Source organism: Achromobacter sp. HZ34 (genome assembly GCF_002209485.1).
GTDB lineage: Bacteria > Pseudomonadota > Gammaproteobacteria > Burkholderiales > Burkholderiaceae_B > Bordetella_C.
Genome location: NZ_NJIX01000006.1, coordinates 406,083 through 426,452, shown reverse-complemented (window position 1 = coordinate 426,452; position 20,370 = coordinate 406,083). Strand labels below are relative to the sequence as shown.

Genomic DNA, 20,370 nt, shown 5'->3' with positions numbered 1-20,370 from the left:
CGTGGGCCGCCAGGTCAGGACACCGCCGCGATGGCACTGCGGGCGGCCTGTTCGTCCATCGGCTGGTCGTCCTGAATTACGTATCCCGAAGGCTCACCCAACAGCGAGCAGCGCATCATGTGGCGTGGCTTGGTCTGGTCGAAGTCGGGCAGCGCAATATGCAGCGTGCAGCGGTTGTCCCACATGACGATGTCATTCACGTCCCAACGATGGCGATAGACGAATTCCGGCGTCGTGGCATGGCGGTTCAGGAAATCGAGGATGGGACGGCTCTCTTCTTCCGTCATGCCGACGAAACTGCGCACGCGGTCGCTGATGAACAGCAGCTTGCGCCCCGTCTCCGGGTGCGTGCGCACCACGGGGTGTGCAATCGGCGGATTACGCTTCTTCAACTCGGCGATCTGCGCAGGGTCGCGTCGCTCGAAGCCCTTGATCAGGGTGATGTCATGCACGGCATGAAGACCGTCGAGAAAGCGCTTGAAGGTCGTGCTCAGCGTGTCATAAGCCATATACATGTTGGCGAACATCGTGTCGCCGCCCACCGGGGGCTTTTCCTTACACATCAACACCGACCCCATGGCCGGCCGGTTGGTGTAGCTAAGATCGGAATGCCAGTTCCTGCCGGTATTGCGCGTCTGCGAAGGTTTGCCGTCGCGCGGCTTGTTCGTCACCAGCAGGACCTCGGGGTGGTCCGGATCGCGGTAATACGGAACGCTGTCGTTGCGCTCGACTTCTCCGAAGTTGCGGGTGTAAGCGATCAACTGCTCCGCGTTCAGGTCCTGCCCAGGCAGCACCAGGACAAGGTGCTCGCGCCAGGCGGCACGCAAAGCCTCCAGTTGATTCGGCCGCAGGCCAGCGCGCAAATCCAATCCCGTTACCGATGCGCCGGCGGCATAACCCAGCGGGCGTACTGTGATTTCACTCATCTTTTGTCTCCTAAGGGAGTGGCGCGAGACGGCTAGCACCGAAGTCGATGCAAGCGATCCGCCACGACGTTGATCATACCTCCCAATCTTGCACATTGTCGACATAGACAATATTCATAGATATAAGTAGTTGATATACAATGATTTATTTTCAACAAAGTTGAAAAATTACGATTTTTCGACGATTAGGCCAACTCGATGATCGGCTTGAATGCGAATTGCTCGATAGCAACAATTTCCATAGAAATCGTTCCCATTTATCCCTCTGTCAACTGACCCCCGTTATGCTGTCAGCCGCGCGCGATTCCCCCGCGCTGACGGATCGATGAGCGCAGCATCGCCCCCCGCAACGCCAATCCGTGGCGATTGCCGCGCCACCAATAACAGGATGAAGAAGAGAGTAGTTTCGTGGGCCTGATATCCATAGAATTCGGCTTGGGATTTCCCATTTTCTTTCTTTTGTATTGGGCCTTTCGTCCGCGGCCCGATATCCAGAATCTGTTATTGACCCTGGCCAGCCTGCTTCTGCTGGGTTATTACGGGTCCGGCCGGGTGCTCGCCTGCGTCGTCATATTCACGGTGCTGGTTTACCTGCTGACCAAGGCCATGCAGGCCAGCGCGTCAGCCCGGGCGCGCAAAGCCTGGCTGATCCTCGGCGTGGTGCTGGCGATCCTGAACCTGGCGTTTTGGAAATACGCGGAACAGCTGCGTGTGCCGTTGGCCGACCTGCTGGCGGACCGGGGCCTGGATATCGACCTGCAGAACCAATGGCTGCTGCCGCTGGGGCTGTCGTATTACACCTTCCAGGGCATCAGCTACCTGGTCGCCTGCTACCGCGGTGACGTCGAGGTGACGCGGCGGCTGAGCCTGGTGGATCTGCTCGGGCACTTCGGCCTGTTCCTGACCGTGACGGCCGGCCCTATCCATCGGACCACCGCCGCCAAGGGCTTGACGGACTACGACGGCGCGCCTTGCGGCGCCGTGGACCAGATCAGGACCCGTGAGCCGCGCCACATCATCGCGCCGACCTTCGCGCTGTGCCTGATTCTGGCCGGCCTTGCCAAGAAGTGGTGGTTATCCGGGTGGCTGGCTTCGCATGTGGTAACGCCGGTTTTCGCCAATCCCTCCCAATACCATTCCCTGGATATCTTCACCGCGATCCAGGGCTATACCTTGCAGCTTTTCTTCGATTTTTCCGGGTATAGCGACCTGGTCGTGGGCATGGCCCTGCTGCTAGGCCTGCGCCTGCCGGTCAATTTCCGTGCGCCCCTGCTGGCGCATAATCTGCGCGAGTTCTGGAACCGCTGGCACATCAGCCTTTCCACCTGGATCCGCGACTATATCTACCTGCCCTTGGGCGGCAGCCGCCAGGGTTTCGTGCGGACGCAAGTCAACTTGCTCCTGGCCATGGGATTATCCGGCGCCTGGCATGGCTATGGCTGGAAGTTCGCCATCTGGGGCCTGCTGCATGGCGCCGGGCTGGTGCTGCTGAATATCGGCGACCGCATCCTGGCGCTCGTGCCCGGATGGCGCGACAGCGGGCGCAAACGCGATTTCATTGCCAGCCTGGGTTGGCCGGCAAAAGCCATCTCGGTATTCCTGACCGTGCAGTTCGTGTGCTTCTGCTTCGTTCTCTTTCCCATCCAGGACCTGAACGAAGTGACGCAGATATACAGCGCGCTGGTGCACAACTTCCATGACGTCCGCATCGGCCCGTGGACGCTGCCCGTGCTGGCGGCCATGCTGCTGCTGTGGCTCGCCTATCCCAAGCTGCGCCGCCTGCCCGAAACGGGCGCGGCCGCCTTGGCGCACTTTCCCGCCCTGCTCCGTCCGGCATTGATATTCGCCGGCTTCGTCCTGATCGTGCTGCTGGCGCCGTCCGGCATCCCCGGTTTCATGTATGCCAACTTCTGAATCCATCATGGCATCCCCGCGTACCCAATCCGTGTCCACCGTGACTACGCTGGTTTCACTGGTTTTCCTGGCACTGGCCTCGCTGTGGCTGATGCAGGGCCCTATCGGTATTTATTATCAGCAAACCTATCACCGCGGCTATCCGCTGGCCGTCCTTGAGGAAAGCGAAATCTGGAAATCCGGCCAGCAGATATGGGCCAGCCTCAACGGTGCCATCGACGACGCGGGCAAATCCCTGGATGCCGACTCCGTCAGGCTGACCGACGACGCCAATCAGAAATTCGTGTTGACCGAAGATTTCTACCTGCGCGAGCAACAAGCCAAGGTGGCAGAGGAAAACCAGCGCCGCGCCGCCGCTGAATTGCTGGCGCGGCAGAAACAGGAAGCCGAAGCAAGCAGGCTGGCGGCCGCAGCCCGGCTGCGCCAGGAACAAGCCGCCACTGAGGCCGCCACTACAGCCGCAAAAGACGCCGCAAGAGAAGCGGAACAGGCGGCCTCGCAGCAAGCCCTGCAAGCGCAGCAAGCGCAACAAGCCGCGCTGGACGAACGCAGCCGGGCCTTGGCCCTGGCGGCGCAACAGGGCGCCGAAGAACAAAGGCGCGCGAACTACCTGATGATCGCCGCGCCCGGCAAGGTGTTCATGGCCGGCGATTCCCTGATGCAGGGAATCGCGCCCCACCTGCTGCGTACGCTGAAGACCCAATACGGCATCGAGGGCGTGGACCTGAGCAAGCAAAGCACCGGCTTGTCCTATCCGAACGCCTTCAATTGGCCGGAAACCATTTCCCGCACCATCCTTAAGGACCCCGGCATTCGCCTGCTGGTCATCATGCTCGGTCCCAACGATCCTTGGGATATGCCGGACCCCGCCAACCGGGGCGGCAAGTTCCTGCGCTTCAAGACCCCGGAATGGGAAGCCGTTTATCGGCAGCGCATCGCCGGCATCATCCAGTCCAATGCGGCCCACGGTGTCAGCACGTTATGGATAGGCGCCCCTGGCATGAAGGCCAGCAAACTGGACGGCCAGATGCTATGGCTGATGCAGATCGTGCAGGACGAAGTGGAGAAACAAGGAGCCGTCTTCGTGGATACCCGTCATCTGCTACCCGGCGAAAATGTCGGTTACAGCGACTCCATCCTTTTGGACGGTAAGAACACGAAAATGCGCAGTGGCGACGGCATCCATTTCTCCGTCGCCGGCCAGAAATACCTGGCGCGGCAGATTTTGGATAAGCTCCGTCTGCCTCAACCGGCTACGCCACAGTGAGTCCCATGCTTCCAATGCTTCGCCCCCGTACCTTTCTTGCCACCCTGATGCTGGGTGCCGGACTGCTGGCGCTTACGCCCGCTGCGCGGGCCAATGCGCTATATGACTACGGCGACAAAAACGCGGCGCGCATCGCCTCGCTGCTGAATCCCGCCACCAGCCGGCAAAGCGTTTTCCACATGGTCCAGATCGGCGATTCGCATACGGCGGGCGACTATTTCACCGATTATCTGCGCACCGAGTTGCAGCAGCGCCTGGGCGACGGCGGCATAGGCTGGGCCATGCCGATGTACGCCAGCGGCCAACGCCTGGCCCGGGTGGGCTACGAAAATGAAGGGTGGGAACTACTCAATAGCCGCAATGCCGGTGAAGCCGATTATCCCTTCGGCGGCATGATCGCGCGCGGCACCGGTGTGGGTGGACAGCTGACCCTGAAGACAAAAGCGGACGACAGCCCGCAGCAGAACGTCACCGTGCTGGTCAGCCAGGCCGCCGGCGATCCGCCGCTGCACATCATCGATGCGGACAGCGAATTGCAGGACGTCAAGGCCCGCCGCGCCGACGGCTCCTGGTCGCAGGCCACGTTCACAGCCCGTCTGCCTTTTATCGTGACCACCGAAGGCAGCCCGAACACGCGCATCGGCGGCTGGTGGATGACCAGCGGACGGCCCGGCGCCATCGTCTCCGCGGTGGGCATCAATGGTTCCGAACTGTCGCAATGGGACCGTTGGCGTTCCGGCTGGATGGACGATCTGGCGGTGGGCAAGCCCGACCTGATCGCGCTGGCCTACGGTACCAACGAAGCCTTCCGCGGCACACTGGACCCGCAGGATTTCCGCCGGACGCTGGAAACGGCCATCGACCAGTTACGCGCAAAATTTCCCCATAGCGCCATCCTCATCATCGGCGCGCCCGAATCCCTGTCGTCCCTCAGGGGTGGCGCATGCGGGCAACGCGCGCCGTCCCTGAACGTCGTTCAGCAGGAGCAACGCGCGATCGCCAAGGAAAAGCACACGCTTTATTGGGATTGGCAGCAAGCCATGGGCGGCGGCTGCTCGATGCGCAAGTGGGTCAACCAGAAACTGGCCCGCAAGGACGGCGTCCACTTCAGCCAGGAGGGTTATGAGCGCGCTGCCGGTGACCTGCTGGGTGGGCTGCTGCACCTGCGCGCAGCCGCCGGGCATCAAGCCGGGTTTTGAATCGGCGATTGACGCCGCGCCCTGGCCGCGGCCTCCTCCTGTTTCTTCAACGCCACGGCGGCCTCACCGGCCGGAGTGATCACATAGGCGCCGCCACGAACCTGTTCTATCGTACTGTCGATAGTCACCAGCCCCGCCTTTACCAGCTTGTTCAGCCTGCGTATCCGGGTTTTGTAATCGTCGTTGTATTCGCGCGCGAACTGCATCCGTTCACGCGCCAATGTGGCGACGTACGGATGTTGGGGTTTCATGGAACCCAACAGCATGTAATCGCTGCGGTCCAGCTGCCTGGCGCCGCGGATCTTGTCGGCGCTAACGTGCACGACGTTTCGCCGCAGTGCGGACGTCCCTTGCCGAACTTCGATAATCCCCACTTCCGATGATGCGCGCCGTTGCCGCGCTGCGGCGGCTCGTGCGGATAGCGCTTGATGCAGTCCGGGAGACGGGGGAAGCAGCGGGGACGTCGAGCCGACGCCGCGCGGTTCGTCGCTCCATGCAGGCGACAAAGCGTCCCTTCCTCCGGGAATAGGGCTCAGTCGATTGGCCGAACATGGCCAGGCATCGGGATCCCGAGCAAAAAAATCACAGGGGAAGTACTTGTCGAGGCCGCGATCGAAATGCGGCCGGGCATCCGCCGACGCAGCCACATGATGACGATCCGCTGCCGGCCGCCTCATCGCTGCGCGTGCGGTATGAGGGCTTGCGTGCGTCACGCTGGCGACCAGGCGCGTGGGGCCGGAAGTCGGCGGGCCGACAGGGCCGAATATGAGGATGTCGGGAGACGGCGGTTGCGTCGTGGAGCAAGAGGGAAAGGAAGAGGAAGAGGGATGATCCAGCATTTGATGAGGCGCTCACACGGCTTGCTTGAATCCGTGTGAGTAACCTGCCGGCCCTTACCAATCCCACTCTGTCCCTGAAAGCCTCAGTAGCCCCAGCAGGTTCCCGCTGCCGGCTTGCCGCAAGAACGATAATTGGCGGCGAACCACAGCTTGCCCGCATTGCGTGGGTCACCGCTGCTCTTCACGTCATTGCGCGGCAGTTCTTCCAGCGTGTCGCGCGCGTCCTTGGTGGGCGTGCCGCTGGCAGCGCCAGACACCAACACGATGCGGCCCAGTTCCGCCGCGGTGGTGCTACCTGAAACCACGGCATTGTCCGCCAGCGCCGTCATCTTCAGCGACGCATCGCGCACGGCTGCTGCGTAGCTATCGGTCGAATCGGTAGGCGCCAGGGAGCTGTTCAACTTGCTGACCGCCAGGATCTGCGCCAGCGTATTGGGCGCCGCGGTACGGTAATTCGTCAGCGGCTGCAGATTGCCCAGCGCGACCTGCCCACGCAGCCAATCGCCCCATTGGAATTCGGCGAATTCCGGCAAATCGCCGTTCGAATAGGCGATATCACGCGTGAAATAGACCAGCGAACGATACATGTCCTCGCTCATGCCGCCGGGGTCGTTGTCATGCGGCAGGCCGACGCGGGTGGGCAGTTGATCGACGGTGATCGGCTGGTTGTTGCCGTCACGCAGCCAGGCCTTCTTCTCGTCGACCATGCGCGTCCAGAACGCGGAGGCCGAGGTCATATCGCTATAGTTGGCGTCCACCTTGACCCAAACCGGCAGCTTGGGGCCGCCGTCGGGGATCTCGCGCAGGGACGAGAAGGTGTGATGGCCGTCGGTCAGGTACAGGTTGCCGTCCCAGCCCACCACCACGGTTTTCAGGACATCGTCGTGGGTGCCCGGCGCATCGGCGCAAGTGAAGGTGGTCGGGTCGTCCAGGCGCGCGGCCTGGGCCTCGGCGATGGTGGCGAAATCGGCAACGCGCTCGCTCATGCCCATGTCTTCGCAGAAGTCGTCGAACTTCTTGCCGACCGTGCTGTTCAGGTAGTCGAGCTGGTTCGTGACATTGCCGGCCCAGGTGGGGCGGGCGAAATCGCCCTGCCAGCGGCCCAGCTTGTAATAGATCTGCTCGTAGCCGATGGCGTCCTGCGTGGGATGCAGTTCCTCGATGCGCACCTGGATGATGTCGCCGGCCTTGGCCTTCAGATAGGCCTGGTTGCGGGTGTCCGGCTGTTCCGTCGGGACATCCGGCGTGGCCGGCGTCGCGGGCGTCTCGACCGGCGCCGTGGCGACGGGGCTGTCGTCATCGCCATCGTCACCGCCGCCGCAGGCGGCCAGGGCCAGCGGCAGCACCAGCATGGCGGCTACGGCCAGGCGGCGCAGACGCGCCAGGGCCAGGGCATTCGAAGGGGTCGCCGAGGACGCGGCGTCAGCAGAGGCAAAGGCTACGGGCATGGGAGTCGATCGCTCTTCATATGAGACAAAATGAAGGGGGCATTCTGACTACACAATGTGTCGGAGATATTGCTAGAAGTATCTCAAACGATATTTCTCCCTCTATATCGTCGATTCAGGCGTCTTCTTCATTCATTTATCGTTATCAGTAGCTGACTAAAAACTGACGAATAAAGAATTGCGGCCCGCTCGTCCGGTTTTTGAGCGGGCATCGGCCCTGCGGTTCCAGTGCCGTGGCATCAAACCGCCGCGCCGTTTTTACGCGCGTGCTGGTTCCAGCTTTCCAGCAGCAATCGAGTCTGCGCACGCACCGTGGACTTGATCAGTTCGGCCTTCTCCGCATCGATGTCAGTCCAGCCGAACAGCGTGAGCGTGGAACGCCGGGCGATATGGAATACCAGAAGCTGGCCGTTCAAACTCATCATGCGGACCAGATTCTCCGGGGCGTCGGGCGCGCTACCGGTCAGCCGCCCCAGCAATTCCGCACAAAGATCGTTCAGGGGCTTGCGCAGGCGGCACTGCAACACTTCGGACGCGATGCCAGGCTCGTGGCCCGCCTGCTCGCGCGCGAAGAACATGCGGGGGTCCGGCTCGCGCTTGCGGGTGAACATCTTGTCGGCGATGGTTTCCTGGATGCGGATGAAGGCGTCGATCAGGCGCTGGGCGTCGCCGTTTTCCGCCAGCACCTGCCGCGCATTCAGCACGACAGGCTCGAAGAACGCCAGCGTCTCGTCGGCGATGTGCTCCGCGCAGGCCCGGTACAGGCCTTCCTTGTTCTCGAAGTAGTACTGCAGGGCAGGCGCATTGACCCCCGCTCGCTGGGCGATATCCCGCGTGGAGGCGCCGTCGAAGCCTGCTTCGCCGAAGCGTTCGATGGCCGCGTCGATGATGCGCAGGCGCGTTTCATCCCCGCGGGCATAACCGCCCGCGGCAGGGCGCCGGGGTCGTTTGGCATCGATCATTGTTTTTCTCCCGCAACCATAACAAGCCACACAAGGCAAAAATATAACACTTGATAAATTTGTTCCGATCGATAAAAATATTCCAATCGTTAAATTTTCGTTGACCCTCTCCCCATGTCGACCACTGCTGAAACGCTTCCCGGCGCCCTTCCTGGCGTGCCTGCACCCGCGTCCGCCGCCGCGGGCGCCGGGTCTCCTACACGCGCCCCCTCTCGCAAACGACTGGTGCTGTTCACCGGCGCCGGCCTGATCATACTGGCCGGCGCCGCCTGGCTGGGACAGTGGTGGCTGGTGGGCCGCTATTTCGAAAGCACCGACGACGCCTATCTTCAAGCCGACGCCGTGACGGTGGCGCCGAAAATCAGCGGCTATGTCGCGGAAGTCTATGTCGCCGACAACCAAACCGTGAGGGTGGGCGATCCCCTGTTGCGCCTGGACGACGGCACCTACCGCGCCGCGCTGGACCAGGCCAAGGCAACCGTGGCAGCGCGCGAGGCCGACCTGACCCGCGCCCAGGCCGAACTGCGGCAGCAACAGGCCAGTCTCGAACAAAGCCAGGCCCAGCAACGGGTGGCGCGCCTGAACGCCCAGCACGCCGAAGACGAAGTGCGCCGCTACCGCCCCCTGGCCGCCAGCGGCGCCGAAACCAGCGAACGGCTGGCGAATCTGGTCAATACGCGCGACCAGGCCCAAGCTACGCTGGCAGCCAATACGGCCGGCGTCGCCGCGGCCCAGGCGCAGTTGGCGGTGACCGCCGCGCAGATCGACCAGGCCCGGGCCCAGCTGGAAGCCGCGCAAGCCAGTACCCGCCAGTCCAACCTGGATCTGCAGGACACCATCGTGCGGGCAGCCCAGCCGGGACGCGTCGGCGACCGCAGCGTGCGCGTCGGCCAATATGTACAGCCGGGCACCCGCGCGATGACAGTGGTGCCTGTGCAAAACGTCTATCTGGTGGCCAACTTCAAGGAAACCCAGATCGGCCGCATGCGCGCCAACCAGCCCGTGACATTGCACGTGGATGCCTTGCCGGGTACCGAACTGCATGGCGTGGTGGACAGCTTCGCGCCTGGCACCGGCTCTCAGTTCGCCCTGTTGCCGCCGGAGAACGCGACGGGCAATTTCACCAAGATCGTGCAGCGCGTGCCGGTGCGTATCCGCATCGACACGGGACCGGCTACCCGCAACGTGCTGTTGCCGGGCTTGTCCGTGACGGCCGAGGTCGACACGCGCGGCGCCCGCGATGACGAACAGAAGCTGCGCGAGGAAAACCGCGCGGCGGCGGCCACTGCAGCCGATACGGCCCATGCCGGATCGAATGGCGGGTCACATACCGGCCTTCACTCCGTGGAAACCAGCCATGGCTGAAGCCGCCACCTTGGGCGCGCCGGCGCCTGCATCCGGCGGATCCGGACAAGCGGGACAAGCGGGACAGGCCGGCCAGGCCGGACAAGCCGGACAAGCCGGACACCCCGGCGGCGGCGGCGCCCAGCCCGCGGCGCGCGCCTCGGCGGCGGACTGGATCGCCGTCGCCGCCGGTGCGCTGGGCGCGCTGATGGCCACGCTGGATATCTCCATCACCAACTCCGCCTTGCCGCAGATCCAGGGCTCGATCGGCGCCACCGGCACGGAAGGCACCTGGATTTCCACCGGCTATCTGCTATCCGAGATCGTCATGATTCCCCTGGCGGCGTGGCTGACGCGCGTCTTCGGCCTGCGCAACTTCCTGCTTGGCAACGCCGTGCTGTTCGCCATGTTTTCGGCCGTGTGCGGCCTGTCGGGCTCACTGACGCAGATGATCGTCGGCCGCATCGGCCAGGGTTTCGTCGGCGGTGCCATGATTCCCACCGCGCAAACCATCATCCGCACGCGCCTGCCGCGCGAACAGATGCCGCTGGGCATGACCATGTTCGGCCTGATCGTGCTGCTGGGCCCGCTGCTGGGGCCGGTGGTGGGCGGCTGGCTGGCCGAGAACATCAGCTGGAGCTGGTGCTTCTTCGTCAACCTGCCGGTCTGCGTGGGCCTGGTCACCCTGCTGGTGCTGGGCCTGCCGTCCGAAGGATCGCGCTGGAGCGAATTCATCAAGGCCGACTGGCTGGGCATCGTCGGCCTGTCGGTGGCGCTGAGTTCGCTGACGGTGGTGCTGGAAGAAGGCCAACGCGACCGCTGGTTCGACTCGACCATGATCACCACCTTGAGCATCATGTCCGTCATCGGCTTCATCGTGCTGGGCGTGGCGCAATTCACCGCGCGCAAACCCATCGTGCGCCTGAGCCTGCTGCGCAATCCCCGCTACGCCAGCGTGATCCTGATCGTGTTCGCCGTGGGCGCCGGTCTGTATGGCGTGTCCTACCTGGTGCCGCAATTCCTCAGCCTGATCGCCGGCTACAACGCCCTGCAATCCGGCGCCGTGGTGTTGCTGTCCGGCGTGCCGGCTTTCCTGATGATGCCGCTGCTGCCGCTGCTGCTGCGCAAGGCCGACTTCCGTGTGCTGGTGATCCTTGGCCTGCTGATGTTCACGGGCAGCTGCCTGCTGGATATCAGCCTTACCGCACAGGCGGTGGGCCATGATTTCTACGGCTCGCAACTGCTGCGCGGCGTCGGCCAGATGCTTTGCATGATGCCGCTGAACCAGGCATCCATGGCGGCAGTGACGCGCGAAGAGTCCGGTGACGCCGCCGGCCTGTACAACATGGCGCGCAACCTGGGCGGGTCGGTGGGCCTGGCGCTGATCGGCATCGTCATCGACCGCCGCAACAAGTATCACACCGACGTCATCCGCGAATCGCTGACGGCCAATTCCGTGGCCGGGCAGGACCATATGGCCGCCAACGCCGCATCCTGGTTCGCCCAGACCGGCGACATGGCCTATTCGAAGATGCGTGCGCTGGGACAACTGGCCGCGCAGATCCAGCAGCAGGCCGCGGTGATGACGTATTCCGACGCCTTCTATCTGCTTGCCCTGGCCCTGCTGGCCTGCGTCCCGCTGGCCTTGCTGCTGAAAACTCCACGCGGCCCGGTGCCGTCCGCCGGACATTGAATCCGCAATGAATGCCATGAAGTCCTTCCTGTTTTCTACGCCCTTGCGCGGGTCTGCCCTGCGCCCTTTACTGACGCCGCTCATCGCCGCCCTGCTGCTGGCCGGCTGCGCGGTCGGTCCTGACTACCACGGCGCGCCTGACGCGGCGCCCAGGGCCAGCCAGGCGAAGACGTTCGTGCGCCAGACCGACGCGACAGGCACCGACGGCGCCATCGGCGCCGGCCGGGCAACCGCGCCCGCGCAATGGTGGCTGGCACTCGACGACGCACAATTGAATGCCTTGATCGACGCCGCCCTCGCGCACAATCCCGATGTGCATGCGGCCCAGGCGCGCCTGCGGCAGTCCCGCGCACAACTGCGCCAGAAGCAGGCCAACGAGATGCCGACCAGTTCGGCCACGGCCGCGGCGCTGCGCACCAATACACCGGAAAGCAGTTTCACCAATAGCGGCCCGATGACGCTCTATACCGCGGACTTCGACGCTTCATGGGAGCTGGACCTGTTCGGCGGCAAGCGCCGCGCGGTCGAAGCGGCATCCGCCGAGGCCGAGGCGGTGGACGCCGATCTGGCCGATACGCAAGTGTCACTGGCGGCGGAAGTGGCCCAGGCTTACGTCGGACTGCGCGACCAGCAACAGCGCCTGCGGCTGGCCCAGTCATCGGCGGAACTGCAGCAACGCATGCTTGACCTGACCTTGCAACGGCGCGCCGCCGGCACCGCGGCCGACGTCGACGTCGAGCGCCTGACCACGCAGGTCCAGACCACCCGCGCCACCTTGGTGCCGCTGGACGAGCAGATCAGCGAATCGCTGGATCGCCTGGCGGTGCTGACTGGCCGCGAACCGGGCGAGCTGGATCAGACCTTGGCCCCGGTCGGCACCCTGCCGGCGTTGCCGGCGACCGTGGATGTGGGCGATCCGGCCGCCATGATGCGCAGGCGGCCCGACATCCGCGCGGCCGAACGGCGCCTTGCGTCCGCCAATGCCGAAATTGGCGAACACACCGCCGACCTTTTCCCCAAGGTGTCGCTGTTCGGCACCCTGGGGTTCAGCGCCGACACGCCTGGACATTTGTTGCGCAAGAGCAACTTCAGCTGGGTCGGGGTGCCATACCTGCAGTGGAATGTCCTGGATTTCGGCCGGACCCGCGGCGCCATCCATGCCGCCGAAGCGGCCCGCGACGAGGCGCAGGCCAAATACGCCCACACCGTGTTGCAGGCGCTGCAGGACGCCAATGGCGCCCTGTCTCGCTATGGCCACCAGCGGGAACACCTGGAGCGGTTGCGCCAGGTCCAGGTGTCGGCGCAACGGGCGGCGGACCTGACGCGCCAGCGTTACCGCGCCGGTACGACCACGCTGATCGACCTGCTGGACACGCAGCGTACCGAATTCGCCGCCCAGCAGGACGTGGTGGCCGGCGAGGCCGAACTCCTGGACGATTTCGTATCGCTGCAGAAAAGCCTTGGCCTGGGCTGGCAGGAAAAGCAGGCCCCCCTATCCGGGCAGTCCCCAATGACGGCCGGCCGAGACTCGGGTTAAATAGCAGCGTTTCGCCCACAAACCTGAAACCCGCCACCACGATGGCGGGTTCGAGACATTGCAGCAGAGCAGCACCGCGTAGCAACCCTGGTCGTCCGGCCGGGGCATAGGGAGACGGTATGCATCGCTGGTCGAAGGCCCGGTTGCGCTATCAAATCATCCTGTATCACGGGGTCGCCGTGGTCGCGGTGGTCATGGCTGGCTGGCTCTGTGCCCGCGCCACCCGCCTGGACCCGCCGCCAGGCGTATCGCTCAGCGCCCACCTCCGCACGGATGACGCCAGTTTCATGTCCCGCCTGGGGGCAATCCAGCCGGCATTCGATCCCGTCTCTATATATTGATGGGCAGCGCGGGATCGCAGGCCCCCGTACCCGCCCGGGTACGAACCAGACTCCTACCCAATAAAAAATGCCCTGGATTGGAATCCAGGGCATTTTTGTTTCTATTGCAAAGTAGCTGGCAAGGCCAAGCTTGGCCCGGTCGGGCCGGGCCGGGCGCCGCCTGAGCCAGGAGCCCAGGGCGGCCGCCCCGCCCTTAATCCGCCCGCGTTTCCAGCGCGCGGTTGATACGCAGCGCCAACAGCGTGCAGACCACCCCCGACAGCAGGTAAGCGCTGACCGCGATCACCCCGAAATGGGATGACAGGCTCAGGGCCACCAGCGGCGCGAAGGCAGCGCCCACCAGCCAGGCGAAATCGGACGTCAAGGCCGCGCCCGTGTAGCGGAACTGACGCGTGAAGTTGGCCGTCACCGTCCCGGAAGCCTGGCCATAGGACAGTCCAAGCAGGAAGAACCCGATGACGATGAAAGCATCCTGCCCGGTGGTTCCACCTTCCAGCAGCAAAGGCGTACACAAGGCGAAGACACCGATCAGGCAGGCCAGCCCGCCCAGTGTGTTGCGGCGCCCCAACTTGTCAGCCATCCAACCCGACATGATGGTACCCACGATGGCCAGGAAGCCACCGAAGATTTCCGCCGTCAGGATGGAATTGACCGATTGCGTGGACTGCAGCGACAGCCAGGAAAGCGGGAAGATGGTCACCAGATGGAACAGCGCATAGCTGGCCAGGCTGGCGAAAGCGCCCAGGAAGATGTTGTAGCCCTGGCCCTTGAACATGACCAGCGTACCGACCGGCTTGAGCTCACCCTCTTCCAGCAGCCGGGTGTATTCGTCCGTCATCACCAGGCGCAGTCGGGCAAACAGCGCGACCACGTTGATGGCGAAAGCGACATAGAACGGGAAGCGCCAGCCCCAATCGAGGAAGTCGTCCGCGCTGAGAACGCTGTGCAGGTACAGGAACAGGCCGCCAGCCAGCAGGAACCCGATGGGGGCACCCAACTGCCCGATCATCGAATACCAGCCCCGCTTATGGACAGGCGCATTCAGGGCCAGCAAGGAAGGCAGGCCATCCCACGCACCGCCGGTCGCCACGCCTTGTAATACGCGGAAGATGGCCAACAGGACGATGGCATGTGTCCCCAATGAAGAATAATTAGGGACAAATGCAATCCCTGCTGTCGCCGTCCCCAGCAGGAACAGGGCCGATGTCAGTTTTACGCTACGTCCCCATCGCCGCTGGATCGCCATGAATATCGACGTGCCGAAGGGCCGTGCGATAAAGGCGAAGGAGAACAGCACAAAAGCCATCAACATGCCGTCCAATTGCGGCAGATAGGGGAAAAATACCTTGGGAAATACCAGGACGGAGGCGATCCCGTACACGAAAAAGTCAAAATATTCGGATGCCCGCCCAATAATCACACCGATGGCGATTTCGCCGGGGGCGACTTCAGAGTGTCCTTGATAGCCGCCCCGATCCGCCTGGGCGTCTCTCTGAGAGTCTGGTTGGGCGCTTTCGTTGTAGTCCAGCGTACCTGTAGACATCATGCTGCCTCCCGATTCGAGCTAAACTTCAGCGGCCCTCGAACGGACCGCTCTCTCTGCCATGCGTTGCACTTGGACAAAATGTCCACTTTGCGCAGCGCATCAATGAGCGTACATTTCGCGTTATTTTCCATAATTTGCGCCCTTGTCTCGTCTCACCGCAATGCCTCCATACAAGCCTCCCCGCGGATTACTCCTGCTACCCCTCCTTGCTGCCACCCTGCTATTGGGCGGCTGTAATGCCGTTCTGCTGTCTCCGTCAGGGGACATAGCGGTCCAGCAGCGCGACCTGATCATCATATCCACGATTCTGATGTTGGTGATCATCATCCCGGTAATTATCCTTACGTTGGTATTTGCGTATCGTTACCGCGCGGCCGCCAATAATCCCGATTACGACCCGGAATGGAACCATTCCACCCGTATCGAACTGATGGTGTGGTCCGCTCCGCTGATCATCATCATTGCGCTCGGCGCGATCACCTGGGTGAGCACGCACCGCCTGGATCCCTACCGCCCCCTGGACCGCGTGTCCGAAGGACGGGAACTGCCCACCAACGTCAAGCCGCTGGTGGTCGAAGTGGTCTCGATGGACTGGAAGTGGCTGTTCATCTATCCGGAGCAAGGCATTGCGACGGTGAACGAACTGGCCGCGCCGGTCGACCGCCCCATCCAGTTCAAGCTGACTTCGACGACGGTCATGAACGCATTCTTCGTGCCCGCGCTGGCCGGCATGATCTATACGATGCCGGGCATGGAAACGCAGTTGCACGCCGTGATCAACAAGTCGGGCACGTATGACGGCATGTCGTCGAACTTCAGCGGTGCCGGTTTCTCGGGCATGCGTTTCAAGTTCTACGGTATGCCCGCCGGTGATTTCGACAAATGGGTGCAACAGGCTCGTGAAGGCGGCAATACGCTGGATCGTCCCACCTACGTGGAACTGGACAAGCCCAGCGAGCGCGTGCCCGTGCAGCGCTATGGCAAGGTGGCGGCCGACCTGTACGACGCCATCCTGAACCGTTGCGTGCTGGCAGGACAGACGTGCATGAAGGACCAGATGGCCATGGACCAGCGGGCCAACAAGGGTCTGTCGGGCCGTTATAGCCTGGCCAACAACGACCTGTCCGCCCGTGAGTACCTGGGCAGCATCTGCACCTCCAGCAACCCCACCGGTGCTGGCGTGCTTGAAAACAAAGTGCTGTAACCCGGCCATCCGACAGATTTTTCGCCTAGCGGCCCGCCGCTACGGGAACAACGATGCCTGATCATCTAGATATAACCAAACTGCTATTCGGTCGACTTTCGCTCGACTCGATTCCCTATCACGAACCCATCCTGGTGGGTACGTTCGCTGTCGTCGCCCTGGGCGCCGTGGCGCTGCTCGCGCTCCTGACCTACTTCAAGGTCTGGGGTTACCTGTGGCGCGAATGGTTCACCAGCATCGACCACAAGAAAATCGGCATCATGTACATCGTGCTGGCCATCATCATGCTGCTGCGCGGCTTCGGCGATGCCATCATGATGCGGGCGCAGCAGGCCATGGCCTTCGGCGATAACGCCGGCTTCCTGCCGCCGCACCACTACGACCAGGTTTTCAGCGCCCACGGCGTGATCATGATCTTCTTCGTGGCCATGCCTCTGGTGACGGGCCTGATGAACTTCGTCGTGCCGCTGCAGATCGGTGCGCGCGACGTGGCCTTCCCCTTCCTGAACAACTTCAGCTTCTGGATGACCACCGGCGGCGCCGTGCTGACGATGATTTCGCTGTTCGTCGGCGAATACGCGCGCACCGGCTGGCTGGCCATGCCGCCGTTGTCGGGGATCCAGTCCAGTCCGGACGTGGGGGTGGACTACTACATCTGGGCATTGCAGGTGGCCGGGGTCGGGACATTGTTATCAGGGGTCAACCTGCTGGTGACGATCGTCAAGATGCGCGCCCCCGGCATGTCCATGATGAAGATGCCCGTCTTCACCTGGACCTCGCTGTGTACCAACGTCCTGATCGTCGCGGCCTTCCCGGTGCTGACCGCCGTGCTGGCCCTGCTGTCGCTGGACCGCTACGTCGGCACCAACTTCTTCACGAACGATCTCGGCGGCAACCCGATGATGTACGTGAACCTGATCTGGATCTGGGGCCACCCCGAGGTGTACATCCTGATCCTGCCCGCCTTCGGCGTGTTTTCCGAAGTCGTGTCGACCTATAGCAGCAAGCGCCTGTTCGGCTACACCTCCATGGTGTACGCCACGGTCGTGATCACCGTGCTGTCCTACCTGGTCTGGCTGCACCACTTCTTCACGATGGGGTCCGGCGCCAGCGTCAACTCCTTCTTCGGCATAACAACCATGATCATCTCCATCCCGACAGGGGCGAAGATATTCAACTGGTTGTTCACGATGTACCGCGGCCGCATCCGCTTCGAAGTGCCGATGCTGTGGACCATCGGCTTCATGATCACCTTCGTGATCGGCGGTATGACCGGCGTGCTGCTGGCCGTGCCTCCCGCTGACTTCGTGCTGCACAACAGCCTGTTCCTGATCGCCCACTTCCACAACGTGATCATCGGCGGCGTGGTGTTCGGCATGTTCGCCGGCATCAACTACTGGTTCCCCAAGGCCTTCGGGTTCAAGCTGAATGATTTCTGGGGCAAGTGCTCGTTCTGGTTCTGGTTCGTCGGCTTCTACGTCGCCTTCATGCCCCTGTATGTCCTGGGCCTGATGGGCGTGACGCGCCGCCTGAGCCACTTCGACGACCCCACGCTGCAGATCTGGTTCCAGGTCGCCGCCGTTGGCGCCGCACTGATTGCCCTGGGTATCGGCAGCTTCCTGATGCAGATCTTCGTCAGCATCCGCGACCGCAAGAAGCTGCGCGACGAGACGGGCGATCCCTGGCACGGCCGTACGCTGGAATGGTCGACCTCGTCGCCCCCGCCGAACTACAACTTCGCTTTCACCCCGCAAATCCATGACGGCGATGCCTGGTGGCAGATGAAGCAGCTCGGCGCCAAGCGTCCCCTGGCCGGCTTCCTGCCGATCCACATGCCCGCCAACACCGGTGCCGGCATCATTCTGGCCGGTCTGGCTACCGCCTTCGGTTTCGCGATGATCTGGCATATGTGGATCCCCGCGGTCGTGTCGTTCGCCGCCCTGATCCTGGGCTCGATCTACCACACCTTCAACTACAAGCGCGACTACTACATTCCCGCCGAGGAAGTAGCCCAAGTCGAAGCCGAACGCACTCGCCTGCTCGCCAACCATGTCTAATACACACGCCATCCAGCAGCCCGGCGCCAAGTCGGGTGAGCTGAACTTCTTCCTCAAGGAAGAACACCACCCGCAGAACGGCACCTTGCTGGGCTTCTGGGTGTACCTGATGAGCGATTGCCTCATCTTCGCCTGCCTGTTCGCCACCTACGGCGTGCTGGGCCGCAGCTACGCCGGTGGCCCCACCGGCGCCGAACTGTTCGATCTGCCCCTGGTGGCGATCAACACCTCGATGCTGCTGCTGTCCTCGATCACCTATGGCTTCGCCATGATCGAGATGCGCAAGCAACGCATCGGCGCCGTGCAAATATGGCTGCTGATCACCGGCCTGTTCGGTGCCGCCTTCATCGGCCTGGAACTGTACGAATTCCTGCACCTGATCCATGAAGGCAACGGTCCGCAGCGCAGCGCATTCCTGTCGTCCTTCTTCGCCCTGGTGGCCACCCACGGCCTGCACGTGACCTTCGGCATCATCTGGCTGCTGACGCTGATGGTGCAGGTCGGCAAGCACGGCCTGATCCCGGAAAACCGCCGTCGCCTGATGTGCCTGTCGATGTTCTGGCACTTCCTGGACGTGGTCTGGATCGGCGTCTTCACCTTTGTCTACCTGATGGGAGTGCTGCCATGAGCGACCATTCCGCAACCGCACACGACCACCACGGCCACGGCCACGGCCACGACGATCACGACGACGGCGCTGCCCACAGCACGTTCGGCGGCTACATGACGGGCTTCGTCCTGGCCGTCATCCTGACCGTGATTCCGTTCTGGCTGGTGATGGGCAAGGTGTTCGAAAGCTCCAGCACCACCGCCTTGATCCTGCTCGGCCTGGGCGCGATCCAGATCGTCGTGCACATGATTTACTTCCTGCACATGAACGCCAAGTCGGAAGGCGGCTGGAACATGCTGGCGCTGATTTTCACCATCGTCCTGGTGGTCATCACCCTGGCCGGTTCCTTGTGGGTCATGTACCACATGAACGTCAACATGATGCCGCACATGAACATGCACGACATGCAGACGTCCTGATACAGGGTGTGTGCACAGCCCCGCCGGTTATGCTGGTGGGGCTTTTTTTTTAACTGCCGCCGGCAGATCTGGGGTTTCGTGGTTTGCCCCGATGCGTCCGACTGGCGTTTTTACCGCCCACCGGGCCGGCTCACATGGTTTCCCCCTCTTCCTCCGCGGCCGCCGCGCCGCGCCGCCGTAGCAACAAGAATCGCAGCAAGGCCAGCCTGGTATGCCTGGCCCTGATCGGCGTGCTGCTGTTCGCCGTTTTCTGCGCCCTCGGCACCTGGCAAGTCCAGCGCCGTGCCTGGAAGCTGGACCTGATCGCGCGAGTGGACCAGCGCGTACATGCCGCGCCCACGCCGGCTCCCGGTCCCGCCGAGTGGCCGAGCATCTCCGCCGACCGCGACGAATACCGCCGGGTGCGGCTGGACGGCACCTGGCTGGCCGGCAAGGACACGCTGGTCCAGGCGGTCACCGACCTGGGCAGCGGCTTCTGGGTCATGACGCCACTGCGCCTGGCCGACGGCAACATCGTGCTGGTCAACCGCGGCTATATCCCGGCCGGACAGCGCCCGGCGGCGCCCGACGGTGGCGCTGCTGGTGGCGCTGCTGGTGGCGCTGGGGGTGGCGCTGCAGGTGGCTCAGCCACCGGCGCGGCTGCGGCTTCGCCCCCTGCCTCGGTCACCGGCCTGCTGCGCCTCAGCGAGCCCGGTGGCGGCTTCCTGCGCAAGAATGAACCGGCGACTGACCGCTGGTTCTCGCGCGACGTGGTTGCCATCGCCACCACGCGCGGCCTGCCAGCCACGCAGGTGGCACCGTACTTCGTCGACGCGGATGCCGCCGCAGCACCCGTGCCCGCCGACGCTGCCGGGACAACGCCCCAGGCCGGGACTCAGGCCGGGACTCAGGTTGCGACCCAGGCCACGGCGGCCGCGGCGCCGGTCGGCGGCCTGACCGTGGTCAAATTCCCCAACAGCCACCTCGTCTACGCCATCACCTGGTACGGCATGGCCTTGATGGTCATCATCGGGGCGGTCTACGTCGTGCGCGACGAACGCCGCCGTGGGGAGCGCTGAATTGGG

17 protein-coding genes are annotated in these 20,370 nt (G+C 63.3%); 12 read left to right on the top strand and 5 right to left on the bottom strand.

Going from position 1 to position 20,370, the window contains the following annotated elements; all coding sequences use genetic code 11:
• Positions 1 to 14: 14 nt before the first annotated feature.
• Positions 15 to 926, bottom strand: a complete 912-nt coding sequence (locus CEY05_RS23955) for a TauD/TfdA family dioxygenase (protein ID WP_088599757.1) — start codon at positions 924 to 926, stop codon at positions 15 to 17.
• A gap of 408 nt (positions 927 to 1,334) precedes the next feature.
• Here CEY05_RS23955 and CEY05_RS23950 point away from each other — a divergent pair, with 408 nt between their 5' ends.
• The 3 genes from CEY05_RS23950 to CEY05_RS23940 are packed head-to-tail and all read left to right on the top strand — an operon-like array spanning position 1,335 to position 5,306.
• On the top strand, positions 1,335 to 2,840 hold the full coding sequence (locus CEY05_RS23950; RefSeq protein WP_088599756.1) for an MBOAT family protein: 1,506 nt from the start codon (positions 1,335 to 1,337) through the stop codon (positions 2,838 to 2,840).
• A 7-nt stretch (positions 2,841 to 2,847) separates the two neighbouring features.
• Complete coding sequence (locus tag CEY05_RS23945; protein ID WP_158219408.1) at positions 2,848 to 4,107, top strand: DUF459 domain-containing protein; 1,260 nt, start codon at positions 2,848 to 2,850, stop codon at positions 4,105 to 4,107.
• 5 nt (positions 4,108 to 4,112) lie between these two features.
• On the top strand, positions 4,113 to 5,306 hold the full coding sequence (locus tag CEY05_RS23940; RefSeq protein WP_088599754.1) for a GDSL-type esterase/lipase family protein: 1,194 nt from the start codon (positions 4,113 to 4,115) through the stop codon (positions 5,304 to 5,306).
• Here CEY05_RS23940 and CEY05_RS23935 read toward each other — a convergent pair.
• From CEY05_RS23935 to CEY05_RS23925, 3 genes are all read right to left on the bottom strand, one after another.
• Positions 5,291 to 5,629 (bottom strand): hypothetical protein, encoded by a 339-nt coding sequence (locus CEY05_RS23935; protein ID WP_088599753.1) that lies wholly within the window; start codon positions 5,627 to 5,629, stop codon positions 5,291 to 5,293. The two genes, CEY05_RS23940 and CEY05_RS23935, sit on opposite strands and share 16 nt — an antisense overlap.
• A gap of 599 nt (positions 5,630 to 6,228) precedes the next feature.
• Positions 6,229 to 7,593, bottom strand: coding sequence for a ParB/Srx family N-terminal domain-containing protein (locus tag CEY05_RS23930; RefSeq protein ID WP_088599752.1), 1,365 nt, complete (start codon positions 7,591 to 7,593; stop codon positions 6,229 to 6,231).
• A gap of 239 nt (positions 7,594 to 7,832) precedes the next feature.
• Positions 7,833 to 8,555, bottom strand: coding sequence for a CerR family C-terminal domain-containing protein (locus tag CEY05_RS23925; protein ID WP_088599751.1), 723 nt, complete (start codon positions 8,553 to 8,555; stop codon positions 7,833 to 7,835).
• Positions 8,556 to 8,669: 114 nt separating this feature from the next.
• Between CEY05_RS23925 and CEY05_RS23920 the strand changes: the two genes are divergently transcribed.
• The 4 genes from CEY05_RS23920 to CEY05_RS23905 all read left to right on the top strand — a co-directional run bounded on the left by CEY05_RS23920 (position 8,670) and on the right by CEY05_RS23905 (position 13,470).
• Entirely contained in the window at positions 8,670 to 9,920 is a 1,251-nt protein-coding gene (locus CEY05_RS23920) for an HlyD family secretion protein (RefSeq protein ID WP_088599750.1), read from the top strand.
• A complete protein-coding gene (locus CEY05_RS23915; protein ID WP_088599749.1) occupies positions 9,913 to 11,592 on the top strand; it encodes an MDR family MFS transporter in 1,680 nt (559 codons plus the stop codon). Before CEY05_RS23920 ends, CEY05_RS23915 begins: the two co-directional genes overlap by 8 nt.
• A gap of 7 nt (positions 11,593 to 11,599) precedes the next feature.
• A complete protein-coding gene (locus CEY05_RS23910; RefSeq protein ID WP_369825984.1) occupies positions 11,600 to 13,129 on the top strand; it encodes an efflux transporter outer membrane subunit in 1,530 nt (509 codons plus the stop codon).
• Positions 13,130 to 13,248: 119 nt separating this feature from the next.
• Positions 13,249 to 13,470, top strand: a complete 222-nt coding sequence (locus CEY05_RS23905; protein ID WP_088599748.1) for a hypothetical protein — start codon at positions 13,249 to 13,251, stop codon at positions 13,468 to 13,470.
• Positions 13,471 to 13,663: 193 nt separating this feature from the next.
• Here CEY05_RS23905 and CEY05_RS23900 read toward each other — a convergent pair whose 3' ends face one another.
• On the bottom strand, positions 13,664 to 15,013 hold the full coding sequence (locus CEY05_RS23900; RefSeq protein ID WP_088599857.1) for an MFS transporter: 1,350 nt from the start codon (positions 15,011 to 15,013) through the stop codon (positions 13,664 to 13,666).
• A 163-nt stretch (positions 15,014 to 15,176) separates the two neighbouring features.
• On the opposite strand from CEY05_RS23900, the gene cyoA reads away from it, so the two are divergent.
• The 5 genes from cyoA (at position 15,177) to CEY05_RS23875 (ending at position 20,364) form a co-directional block, all read left to right on the top strand.
• Positions 15,177 to 16,220, top strand: a complete 1,044-nt coding sequence (gene cyoA, locus CEY05_RS23895) for a ubiquinol oxidase subunit II (protein ID WP_088599747.1) — start codon at positions 15,177 to 15,179, stop codon at positions 16,218 to 16,220.
• A 53-nt stretch (positions 16,221 to 16,273) separates the two neighbouring features.
• On the top strand, positions 16,274 to 18,277 hold the full coding sequence (gene cyoB / locus CEY05_RS23890) for a cytochrome o ubiquinol oxidase subunit I (RefSeq protein WP_088599746.1): 2,004 nt from the start codon (positions 16,274 to 16,276) through the stop codon (positions 18,275 to 18,277).
• A complete protein-coding gene (cyoC, locus tag CEY05_RS23885; RefSeq protein ID WP_088599745.1) occupies positions 18,270 to 18,905 on the top strand; it encodes a cytochrome o ubiquinol oxidase subunit III in 636 nt (211 codons plus the stop codon). The genes cyoB and cyoC overlap by 8 nt, the downstream gene beginning before the upstream one ends.
• Positions 18,902 to 19,306 (top strand): cytochrome o ubiquinol oxidase subunit IV, encoded by a 405-nt coding sequence (gene cyoD, locus CEY05_RS23880; protein WP_088599744.1) that lies wholly within the window; start codon positions 18,902 to 18,904, stop codon positions 19,304 to 19,306. Before cyoC ends, cyoD begins: the two co-directional genes overlap by 4 nt.
• 134 nt (positions 19,307 to 19,440) lie before the next feature.
• Positions 19,441 to 20,364, top strand: coding sequence for an SURF1 family protein (locus CEY05_RS23875; RefSeq protein WP_088599743.1), 924 nt, complete (start codon positions 19,441 to 19,443; stop codon positions 20,362 to 20,364).
• Positions 20,365 to 20,370: the final 6 nt, after the last annotated feature.